The organism is Terriglobus sp. (genome assembly GCF_965201105.1).
Lineage (GTDB): Bacteria > Acidobacteriota > Terriglobia > Terriglobales > Acidobacteriaceae > Terriglobus.
Map to the genome: position 1 here is coordinate 4,117,093 of NZ_OZ241741.1, position 11,410 is coordinate 4,128,502.

7 protein-coding genes and 1 tRNA gene are annotated in these 11,410 nt (G+C 56.2%); 4 read left to right on the forward strand and 4 right to left on the reverse strand.

Annotation, left to right across the window (positions count from 1 at the left end; all coding sequences use genetic code 11):
- Positions 1 to 119 precede the first annotated feature (119 nt).
- The gene (locus tag ACOFKT_RS18050; RefSeq protein ID WP_419805377.1) at positions 120 to 1,031 is read right to left on the reverse strand and encodes a phosphatase PAP2 family protein; all 912 of its coding nucleotides are present in this window, start codon (positions 1,029 to 1,031) and stop codon (positions 120 to 122) included.
- Positions 1,032 to 1,221: 190 nt separating this feature from the next.
- Between ACOFKT_RS18050 and ACOFKT_RS18055 the strand changes: the two genes are divergently transcribed.
- Entirely contained in the window at positions 1,222 to 3,792 is a 2,571-nt protein-coding gene (locus ACOFKT_RS18055) for a TonB-dependent receptor domain-containing protein (protein WP_419805378.1), read from the forward strand.
- Positions 3,793 to 3,835: 43 nt separating this feature from the next.
- Here the strand turns inward: ACOFKT_RS18055 and ACOFKT_RS18060 are convergent, their stop codons facing one another.
- On the reverse strand, positions 3,836 to 4,843 hold the full coding sequence (locus tag ACOFKT_RS18060) for a diacylglycerol/lipid kinase family protein (protein WP_419805379.1): 1,008 nt from the start codon (positions 4,841 to 4,843) through the stop codon (positions 3,836 to 3,838).
- Between the two features lie 269 nt (positions 4,844 to 5,112).
- Between ACOFKT_RS18060 and ACOFKT_RS18065 the strand changes: the two genes are divergently transcribed.
- From ACOFKT_RS18065 to ACOFKT_RS18075, 3 genes are all read left to right on the forward strand, one after another.
- Positions 5,113 to 7,998, forward strand: coding sequence for a TonB-dependent receptor (locus ACOFKT_RS18065; protein WP_419805380.1), 2,886 nt, complete (start codon positions 5,113 to 5,115; stop codon positions 7,996 to 7,998).
- Positions 7,999 to 8,280: 282 nt separating this feature from the next.
- Positions 8,281 to 9,282, forward strand: a complete 1,002-nt coding sequence (locus ACOFKT_RS18070) for a YncE family protein (protein ID WP_419805381.1) — start codon at positions 8,281 to 8,283, stop codon at positions 9,280 to 9,282.
- Between the two features lie 482 nt (positions 9,283 to 9,764).
- Positions 9,765 to 10,586 carry a hypothetical protein gene (locus tag ACOFKT_RS18075; protein WP_419805382.1) on the forward strand — a complete coding sequence of 274 codons (822 nt, stop codon included), beginning with the start codon at positions 9,765 to 9,767 and terminating at the stop codon, positions 10,584 to 10,586.
- 68 nt (positions 10,587 to 10,654) lie between these two features.
- Here the strand turns inward: ACOFKT_RS18075 and ACOFKT_RS18080 are convergent.
- Both ACOFKT_RS18080 and ACOFKT_RS18085 read right to left on the reverse strand, forming a co-directional pair.
- Positions 10,655 to 10,731 (reverse strand) — tRNA-Pro (locus ACOFKT_RS18080).
- A gap of 71 nt (positions 10,732 to 10,802) precedes the next feature.
- Complete coding sequence (locus ACOFKT_RS18085; protein WP_419805383.1) at positions 10,803 to 11,378, reverse strand: hypothetical protein; 576 nt, start codon at positions 11,376 to 11,378, stop codon at positions 10,803 to 10,805.
- Positions 11,379 to 11,410: the final 32 nt, after the last annotated feature.

Sequence of the window (11,410 nt, forward strand, 5' to 3'; positions counted from 1 at the left end):
GGAAATCGCCACGACAAGAGCGGCCGAGCAGTGGAACTTCATTCTTTAAACCTAAAGCAAAAGGATTAAGTGACGCTGAACTGGCTCACGAGTGCGCAATGCTTCAGAGAAGCTCATGTCTAGTGACCTGTAAAGCCGACCACCTTAGGACGATGATGTGTGCGATAGACATAGTGGCCAATCAGCCAGCCCGCCGCCGAACCAAGCAACGCATCTGTCGGAAAGTGCTGCTGAGCTAAGACTCTGGTGAGACTTACACCACTCGCAAGCGTGTATATGCCGATCTGCTGCCACGGCTTACCATACTCACCAGCAAGCACCGCTGCGGATGACCACGCCATGATGCTATGACCGGACACAAAGGACGGACTTGATGAAGCATTGCCGACGAAGAAGTGACCTCGCGCGTCGTTTTGATTTGGCCGTTCTCGCAAAGTCGTATATCTAATGACGGTGTCGAATGCGTAAGCATCGACGATGGCCTCACCCGCCAGCAGACCGGCTTCCCGCTGATGTTCATCTGCACGGACGTGACCTAGTCCAAATAGAAGGACTGGAATACCAAGGGCTGTGCCAAGAAGCACATCGGAACTTGTGCCGTTCGCATCATTGAACGATGTGTTGCGGCTGACAACATGACGCATGGTGTAAGTGTCGGTCCCGAGTGCGGCCCCTGTGGCACCCGCCAGGGGTAGCAACCACTTCAGATCTCCCTTTTGAATTCGCGCCGGTGAAGTAAAGATCGCGGCTTCGTCCTTCAGGAACCTTAGGGGGAGACCACGAAGCGTAGCAGGATCGTTGGATTTCTCCTCTGCAGCACCTCCTCCGTCGTAGGTATGACCTGGAGCGTCTGGAAGGACCAAAGCTGCCTGCTCTGGCGTCATAGTTGCTCCGCCATCGGCGCTCTGTCCCCATGCGCTTGGGGCGAACAGCGTGGGTGCAAAACCAAGCGCAAGGATTCCGGAGAGCGTTCGTCTTTGCAAGGTTGTGTTAGTCCGTAAAGTCGAGACGATGAAAAATGTAAGATGCAAGAGTGCTCCGGTACGGAATTCCTCTTGACCATCTCAGAGCAACCTTAAGACTTGCTGAAGAGGCTTTCCTGGTGATCAATGCGGAATTTAGGGATGAGCAAACTCCTTCAGAGGCAATGACTGGCCTTGGTGAACGTTGTGACGGCAGCCTTTCAGGTGTAATTAAGGTGCGGTGAATAGAGTTTTTGGTATGCAGTTGCTCGAACGTCCCTTCATTGCGGGATTCGCCATTTCCATGTGCCTGACCTTTGCTGTTCAGGCGCAGCGAATCGCTACGGTGCGTGGGACAGTGGTGGATCGAAGTGATGCGCCAGTTCCCAATGCAGTGGTTCGGGTGGAATCGCTGGATGGTGTTCTGCAAGTGCAAGGAAGAACCGATCGCAAAGGAGAGTTCAGCCTTACTGGCGTCCATCCCGGGAAATTTACCTTCGTCGTCCCAGCCGCCAACGGCTTTGCGTCTGAGGCCCTGCAACTTGAAATGAGCGCGCTTACTGCACCGATTCGGGTTGTTCTCGCGCCCGAGACCGTTACCCAAACGATCGACGTGGAGGGCGGAACTACAGTCTCTACAGCAGCCTCCTCCAATCAGGACTCCGTCGCCGTTGCTGCATCTACCCTTGACCATTTACCAGTTTTCGACCAGGACATCGCGGGAGCGCTCTCACCATTTCTGGATCCCGCCGCGACCTCCTCGACCGGGGTCAGTATCGTGGTGGATGGCATCGAACTCAAGGGTGGTGCCAATGTGACACCTTCTGCTATCGCAGAGGTCCGCATCAACAGCGATCCTTATTCTGCGGAGTTTGCCAGCCCGGGTCGGGGGCGTCTAGAAATTACAACGAAACCGGGTTCGCCGCAGTTCCACGGCACATTGAACGTGATTGCGCGGGACGCCGTCTTCAACGGGCGGAACTACTTTGCTCCCGTGAAACCCGCCGAGCAGCGGCGAATCTTCGAGGGACATCTAACCGGTCCGGTTGGCAACGGCGGGCATACGACCTTTCTCCTGACGGGTACGCATCAAGCCGAGGATCTGCAGTCCGCGGTGCATGCAAGCGGGCCGCAGGGCCTGATCGAGCAGAACGCCGTGACCCCAAACAGTGCGTCACAGATTACCGGTCGCACAACCCACGACTTTTCCGACGCGCACCGTCTCGCCGTCAGCTACAACTTTCGCTACAGCTCGCAAACGGCTCGCAACGTTGGCGGTGTTGTTCTGCCTGAGGCTGCCATCGACGAAACCAACCGGCAGGATCAAATTGTGTTGAACGATCGTGTGATCGTCTCTCCGACAATGGTGCAGCAGCTACAAGTTCTTCTGGAACGCGAAACGGACAGTCAGTTCAGCAAGACGGACGCGCAAGCGATCATGGTTCAGGATGCATTTACCGGGGGCGGAGCCCAGACGAACGTGTATCGCACCGAACACACCATCGGCCTGATCGAAGTCGTCGCCTGGACACATCATGCGCATTACGTCCGTATCGGTGTGAACGTGCCCCAGATAAGCAGGCGGGCTGTCGATGATTTATCAAACCGACAAGGCACTTATAGCTTTCTTTCCTTAAGCGATTACGCAAACCATACTCCGTACCAATACACCGTCCAGGAAGGGCGTGGCCGGGCAACTTACTTCGCGACTGAGATTGCGACTTTTGTTCAGGATGAGATCAGCCTGCTTAAGAATCTGCAGGCGACCATCGGAGTGCGTTATCAGTTCCAAACCTATCTGAATAATTATGGCAATTTCGCTCCCCGCTTTTCAGCTGCCTACTCGCCATCGAAGGCATGGGTCATTCGAGCGGGTACTGGCATCTTCTTCGATCGGACTGGGGGAGATTTTCCCGTCACCTACAAGCTCCACAACGGCGTGAATCTTAGGCAATATCAACTGCTGAATCCGCTTTTTCCGCGTCCGTTGCCAGCCGGACAGACCTTCCATGAGTTTCCGACCAATCTGGCACAATTGGCTCCGAACAGCAGCGCCGGCTACCAGATGCAATATTCGGCCACAATTGAACGACAGCTTGCGAACGGTCTGACTGCAACGGCTACGTACCGTGGCATCTCCGGTGTGAAGACCTTCCGGTCGCGAGACGTGAACGCGCCGCTTCCGCCGTATTCTGTTAGGCCCAACCCGGCCTTTGGATTTATTCAGCAGGTCGAAGCAGCGGGACGATCACGCCTGAACGCGTTGGACCTCGGACTACGTGGCTCTATTCGAAGAAGTAAGACCCTCTGGTTTGAGGGCCAGGTGCAGTACACATTCAGCCACTTCGATAACAACACAGGTGGTCTGAACTGGTATCCGCAAGATCAGTACAACCCAGATGCTGAGTACGGTAGAGGCGACCTGGACCGGCGGGATCGATTAAATCTATTGGGCACCTTTCACCCTGACCACTGGCTCACGTTAGGAATTGCGACCGCTTTGTATTCAGGGCTCCCTTATACGGAGTTAGCAGGGCAGGACCGTTTTCCCACCGGCCTTGGCAATGCAAGGCCGGTCGGGATCGCACGTAACACGCTCCAGGGTGGAGGAACAGCAAGTGTGGACCTGCTCTGGGATCACGACTTCCATTTGAATCACGCAAAGGCGGAAAATGCGAAGCTCCTGAACATCGGCGTATCTGCTTTCAACGTCCTGAATCACGCAAACTTTACGAATTACATCGGGAGCGTACGATCACCTCTGTTTGGCAGTGCTACCAGGGCCCTGCCGGGTCGGCAGATGCAGTTTGGAATTCGATATCAGTTCTGAGCAGCTTGTAACAAGCATTCTCTATAGAGCTGACGAGTAGGGCTTAGCTTTCTTGTGAGCTCCAAGACCCTTGCGTCATGGGCGGCATCAGAAGCCATGCAGTCACAGCGGCAAGACGTATGTGTATGGGTATGAGCCCAATCGCCTCTCCGTCTACCTGTGAACGGACGTTGCTAGGTAAGCTCAGTGGAGTACATCTACACTCTTCAACCTGGTGAATGGTCAGGAACGGATTAAGACGCTCCAAGTGCAAGCGGCCACATAGGAACCAAGCTGGAAACGCCAGTCGGGCAGGTGACGCGATTAGCTGCAAGAGAAGGTAAGGATGATGGAGGCGGGAAGTCCTCGTCAGCCCGGTAAATCCCCCGCCCAGATCAGGTATGCGCGAGATCATCAAGGCCGTGGCAAGCCGGCTCTGCCAAAGGTCTGAATCTAAGCACCGATATTCGACCTTGAACACAGGGAATCGCCGCGTCAAGAAGTGCCAGGCGGCTGCTGCATAGTAGGCATGCCGTCCATAACGGGCTTTGTTGTCGCGGCCCAACTCGAAAGCAAGACCCCCATCCGGTCCAGCCCCGGTCATCACCGTAAAATAGTGAGAGCCCCTCTCATTCTGCGTTTGCCCCAAAGGAATCTCTCGCGCTCGATAGGTCAGCAGCTTCTCAAGCGCCAGCACGGGATCAAGGGGCAGGTGAAGATTGCGTGCAAGCGCGTTTGCGGTCCCAAACGGTAGCACACCCAAGTGACAGTTGCTTCCAGCAATGCCTTGTAAAACTTCGTTGACCGTACCATCCCCACCACAGGCAATGACAAGATCGCAGCAGCGAGCGGCTTCTGCAGCCAACATTTGTGCTGATCCAACATTTGCCGTGGTCCTAGCGATAGACACCGCCCATCCCCTGCTTTGCAGAAGAGCGGTCAGCCTGCCGGAGACCGCTCCGAAGGAGCCTCGACCTGCTCTTACATTCGCGATGAGGGTGACGCGCCGTACCATCCTGAACCGAGCATAGCTTGTTGCTGCAGTAGACACATGAACATTGCAGGCTCCCATGAACTTGGACTTAAGGTGAACGACGCATTCATGAAAGCTCAACCCAATACACGAGACTAAGCTTAAGAAATCTTAAGCTTAACATCTACGGCAACATGATTCATGAATTCTTCACTGAATCGCTTCTATCTAAGAAGTAAGGTTGGTTCACGATAATGGCTCTTCGCAAGTAAGAAGCGAAGCAGCGCCATCGGCAAAACCGTCCCCAAGTCCCTTGTTTACTAATGTTGCTCGGAGTTCTCGTGTATAGCAAATGGGTCAGGAATACCGTGCCCGCGTTCTTTGTACTGCTTCCATCCAGCATCTATTGTCAAGCGGGTCGTGGCACTCTTAGCGGCACGATCACCGATGCTCGTGGAGGCGCACTTCAAGGAGCTAGGGTTGAGTTGCAACCGGGCAGAACTTCTACGTCGACCGACGCGCAAGGCCAGTTCACCTTTCTATCTATCCCGACCGGCCCTTACTCTATTGTCGTCACCTACTCCGGTTTTCAAACTCTGACGCAATCGGTCACAGTTTCTGAGACAGCCACTCGTTTTGATGCCACGTTAACCATCGGTTCGGCCGCACAAAGTGTGCAGGTCTACGCAGACAGGCAAGGCGGCGAGCTCGAAGCCATCAATCGCACCTTCAATGCCGACAACATCATCAACGTGCTGCCGGCCGATGTCATCGTGAGTCTGCCCAATGCGAACGTAGCCGATGCAATCGGGCGTCTCGCCGGTGTTACCCTCGAGCGCGATGAAGGCGAGGGCAAGTACGTGAAGGTGCGCGGCACCGAACCGCGTCTGACACACACGACGCTAGACGGCGTCAATCTCGCCTCACCTGAAGCCGTGCGCCAGATCAAGCTCGATCTCATCCCCGCGAATCTTGTGGAGTCCGTGCAGATCAACAAGACCCTGCAGGCCAACATGGAAGGCGATGGCATCGGCGGCTCGGTTGATTTGCGCACCAAAAGTGCGGAAGACCGGCCCACCCTGTACCTTGAGTCCACGGGCGGCTATACCCCCATCCTGGAAGGCCGCTCGAAGTACCAGTTCGACGGAACCGTGGGCAAGCGTTTCTTGGACGGCAAAAAACTCGGCCTGCTCTTTGGGGCTTCCTACGACTTCAACGGAGAAGGCATCAACGACATCGAGCCGGGTCCAGCTTTGGCCGGGACCTATGACCTGCGTGACTATCGCTACTTCCGCGACCGCTGGGGACTCGGGGGTACTTTCGATTACCGCATCACCGACACCTCCAGCCTGTACCTCAAGTATCTCTACGCTCATTTCAAAAATTTCGGCGACGATTGGATCTATAGCCCTGCTATCCAGAGTTTTGCCGATTCCACAACGCTCACCCAAAGCGGTACGGACGGGACGGTCAGCTTTTCCGCACTCAGACGGCGTCCCATTCAGGACATCGGTGGTCTTCAGCTTGGCGGCCACCATGTAATCGGCCGCTCAATCTTCGGTTGGGATCTCGATTCTTCTTTAGCGCGAACCCGCGATGCAGGCTATGACAATTCCAGCTTCGGAGCCAGTTCCGCCTCGAATCCTGACAACAACATCCAGTACAATCTCGACGTCAGCCACCCGCTCACGCCGCATCTGAACGTGCAAAACGGCGTCAACATCTTCGATCCGACGCACCTGTTCTTTCAACGTCGTCAGCAGCAAAACACCTATAGCCCAGAAGTTGACCTCGGCTTCGGCGCATCCCTGGCAGTTGCATATTCCCTAGGCGGTCAAAGCAGCATCTTCGAATTTGGCGGCCGCTTCCGCAATGAGCACAAGTTCGTTAACCAGGACACGCGTCTCTTTTACGCCGCCGGCACTACGTTCAGTTACAGCGGGCGGCCCCGGTATGTCGAAAGTCCCAGCGGCGCCCTCTCAAACTTCATCAATGATTTCAAGGACCCCAACTACTACAGCAATCGGTACGCTTTTGGGCCCGGAGCTGATGTTGAGCAGCTTCGCAACTTTGCCGGTCAGGCCGACCTCGGCGTCGGCGACAATGTCGGCAACTCCTTCAATCAGATCGAGAAGGTCTCTGCCGGCTACCTGATGAATACAATAAATCTGAATCGCTGCCGCGTTATCCTCGGGCTTCGCTTTGAGGATACCTCGGAAAATAACCTGGGCTATCTTGGTCAAAGCAGATCCACAACAGCTGGCACTACTCCCATCCGCATTCAGAATTCATACCTTGACGTGCTGCCGAGTGCCTCGGTTCGCTATGAAATAAATCCTCGCTCGGGCATCCGCCTGGTCTATGGACGCGGGCTCTCCCGTCCCAACTTCGGCGACCTGATCCCCTTTCAGAGCGCACCCTCCGGGGGTGTTGCGCGCAATACCGTCAGCCAGGGTAATCCCAACCTAAAATCTGAGTACGCAGACAACATTGATTTGCTCTATGAGAACAATCTGAGCCACCAGGGCCTGTTGCAGGCCGGATTCTTCTACAAGCATTTCACAAATCCGATCCTTCCTACTCAGTCGCTTGTTGCCCCGAACCCTTCAGTCACTGGTAACAATCTTCCCTACTTCCTGAACCAGACCATTAACGCTGGTAGCGCCTGGGTCTACGGCCTGGAGGTATCTTTCCAGCAGCACTTCTCGTATCTGCCCGGCCTGCTCAGCGGCCTCGGTCTCTCCGCGAACTACGCGTACACCAACTCCCAGGCAAATCTTCCGCCCTACGTCGACCTGACCGATCCTGCCGTGCCCGTCGACACCATAAGTGGACCGAACCGCGGGCCAGAGGGCGCAAACCCGGCGCTCATCGGGCAAGCTCCTAACAGCTACAATGTTTCCCCCACTTACGACAAAAAGAATCTCTCCGTCCGGCTAGGCATGACTTACAATCAGGCCAATATTTCCTCCTACAACTACGACACGAGCAACAGTGGCCCCATCTCTCAGGGCGGTGGAGGCGGTGGCATACACGGGCCTAACGGAGACCAATATTTCTACTCGCACCTGCAGATCGACTTGCAGGGAACTTACACCCTGCCGAAAGGCTTTCAGGCTGTCGTTTACGGGTTGAACCTTAACAATGAAGTGTTCGGCTTCTACAACGGCAGCACGCAATTTCCAGTCCAACGAGAATTCTATCGTCCTACGGTCGGAGGTGGCCTTCGCTGGTCCCTTCCGAATCGAAAGTGAATCGGCTGAACTCGCTCACTCCAATACCGATCACTCGGGACGACGGGCGCCGGCAGTTCCGAAGCTAAATAGCCTGAGGAGTCGTTCTGCATTGTGAATATGGATGGCGCCGCGGTGTTCGAAGTGGGCGATATTCAAACAGAGCGCCCCGGCACTCGATTCGATGGTTATGAACCCATCTTGCATAACCAAAGTCTTCAGACAAAGTTAAGGTTGGTTACAGACCATAGCTCTTTAGAAAGCCAAACATCTCGGTACACTGTGATTTCATCAGGAGAACCCATGAGACTGTGCGCACTTGCACTTTGTACTTTCGTCGCGACCGCTATGTCAGCACAGGCACCGAACACGTATCACATTACCGCAAGATCGTTGCTCGGCGGCAACGGTGGCTGGGATTATGTGATTCCTGATCCTTCATCCCATCGCCTCTTCATCGCGCGCGGTAATCACTTGATGGTCGTCGATGAGAACACGGGCAAGCTCGTGGGCGAGGTTCAGGGCACCCATGGCGCACACGGCACAGCAATCGCCGAAGGTACAGGCCACGGCTTTGCCACCTCAAGTGAAGACAAATCCATCGTGATGTTCGATCTCGCGACGCTCAACGTTCTGAGTCGGATTCCGGCTGCCGAGGATGCGGATGGCATCATCTACGACAAGCTCTCAGGCCGGGTGTTTTCGATGAACGGGGATGCGAATTCCTCTACGGTCGTCGATGCCAAGAGCGGCAAACTGGTGTCCAACATCGCACTGGGTGGCAAGCCCGAATACGCCGTCTCCACAGGTGATGGAAAGATATACGCCAATCTCGAAGATAAAGACGAGATCGTTGAACTGGACACCCGTAGTGCGTCCGTCACTCGACGCTGGCCTACCGCGCCATGCAAGCAGCCGGTTGCTATGGCTGCCGATACAACTCACCATCGTCTGTTCAGCGGTTGCCGCAGCGGTGTGATGGCGATCGTCGACTACCGCTCCGGCAAGGTCATAACAACGGTTCCAATCGGAAAAGGCGTGGATAGTGCGGCATACGATCCTGCGACCGGCGACGCCTTCGCCGCGAACGCGGACGGTACCTTGACAGTGATTCACCAGGACAGCCCCGACGTATACCGCGTGGTGCAGACCTTGCCAACACCCGTAGGCTCCCGCAACATGGGACTGGACCCAACGAATCATCGGGTCTTTGTTGTTTCGGCGCAGTTTGGTCCTGTGCCCGATGGCGGGAAGCGTCCACCTGTTCTCCCAAACAGCTTTACATTACTCACCATTACGCGGTAGAGCAGAGCGCACGCAATAATTACTGATTCGGCGTCTGCGGCAGAAAGCCGCGCTCGCTTACAACCTGCCTCGAAGGAAGGCTGACCTTTTCGAGCTTGCCCGACTAATTGGCAGGACGACGCTTCTGATTTCGGCGTTCATTGCGGCAGCTGCCCTGAACATAGACTTTGCTCACGTTGCGCGTGGTCAAGCGCGTGCAAACAGCGACGGTCTGCAAGGCGAGACGGTGCTGGTCATTCGGCATGCCGAAAAACCTGAGACAGGTGCCAGCCTTATTCCAGGATTGATGTTTGTTGGCCGGGACGACTGGATTGGAACCAGCGACCTCACCCACCCCAAGGGTGCGCCCTTGAGCGTTCATACGCTTGCACGGACTACCTAAAACGCGCATCATCCGAAGATAGAGAATGTTGCAAGCGGGAGAAAAAGTCGTGAGACCGCAAAGGCGACTTGATCGACAGGAGATATCGATCCTGATCTGTATGGGACTGGCTGCGGCGTATGTCATCTACGCTGCAAGTACCTACAGCGGCCTTTACCGGATGTCGGCCGAACTAGAACTCAGGGCTTTCGGTTCTTACGATCCAACCGGCACCTTTCTCTTTCTGTTCTTTGCGCTGTGTCTTCCGGCGGTGGCCATTGCAACGCGTATTTGGAAAAAAGCTGAGGATACGCCCCTTGCGATTGCTGACGATTCGGAAGCTGCGCAGCGGCGAACACGCAACACGATGCTCACCATCGGAGCGGTTTCTCTTGTAGTTGGGTTGGTAGCAGCCGGCTTGGCGCTCTTTGCAACGTTCAGCTCGCACCAGGTCGCCGAGCTCGACCTGAATCGGACATCCGGTTCGTCCTCACCGCCGGGGCGGGTCATGGTAAGCGGCCGGCTTCAGCCGGACTATGCAGTCACAATCCAAGAGACGATCAACGGATCGAAGACACAGACGATCTACACGCCCGTGACCGCCACACATTGGAACGCGAACGAGCCGGTGCGGTATGTATTGCGGGAGAACCTCGGCCGGGTGCGGCCGGGGGTAGAAGTAGGCGAGCTACCCACTCCAGATCAGGTGAGATTCGGTCCCGTGGCCACCTTTCGCCACGCGATGCCGGGTATTGCCCGCACAGGGTTCGAGCAACATGGCCTGAGGCTCGACTCGTCGGTGACAATCTTCGATAAGAATTTGAGCAGGGCCAATGAAACGCTTTTGCTCGTCACCACCTTCGGTCTCCTGTCTGCCCTCATCTTTCTCACGTTGTGGAGGAGGATGGTAGTTACGCAACGCCTTAACGCCGTCGAAGCATGAGCCGAAGCTGCTCCGCCCATCGAGGGCCGATCGAAGCCGTTCGATTTGCAATGAATTTGCATGTTTGTTGGTCGGGACGACTGGATTCGAACCAGCGACCTCACCCACCCCAAGGGTGCGCTCTACCAGGCTGAGCCACGTCCCGACTCGGGCGGCAAGCGGGGTGCCGCGCACGGTCTACGTTGTTCAGTGTACACGCGGGCAGCGGCTGGGCCTCTACTCCGGGCCGAACCGGCTGCGAAAGTGAAACTGGTAACGGACGCCCGCGCTGACCGCAAGCGGGTAGAACGGTGAGACGTACCCGCTGAACATCCAGGATTGCCTCTCCACTTCGCCGCGCACCGCCCACGATCGCGACACCTTGTAATCGACCCCACCGCCGTAAGCCTTCACGAGCGACTGATCGTGGGTGTACCCCGGCTTTGTGACCTGCTGAAACGCCAGCCTGCCATAGCCAATGTGAAATTGAGCAAAGGGCTGAAACCTGCCCAGATCGACCTGCGCGCGCGGACCGCCGCCGAAAAAGTACTCCTTCGACACCCGTCCGCCGGAACCCACGGCGCGCAAGTCAAAGCCCACCTCGACCGGGTGAAAGGTGAGCACGTTCGCCGTCGCGCCGACGGTGGCGCCACCGTTCCTGAGCGCGCCGCCAAAGTCCGGCCGCACGTACGAACCCATGCCGTATGCGTACAACCGCACGCCTTGGTAGGCAGTGCCGGTCGCCTGACCCAGCAGCATGCCCGGCAACATGCAAGCGGCGGCACACAAAACAATGGAATTCAGGACGCGCATCGCAGATGTGACGCCGGAACCCACCCGGCGGT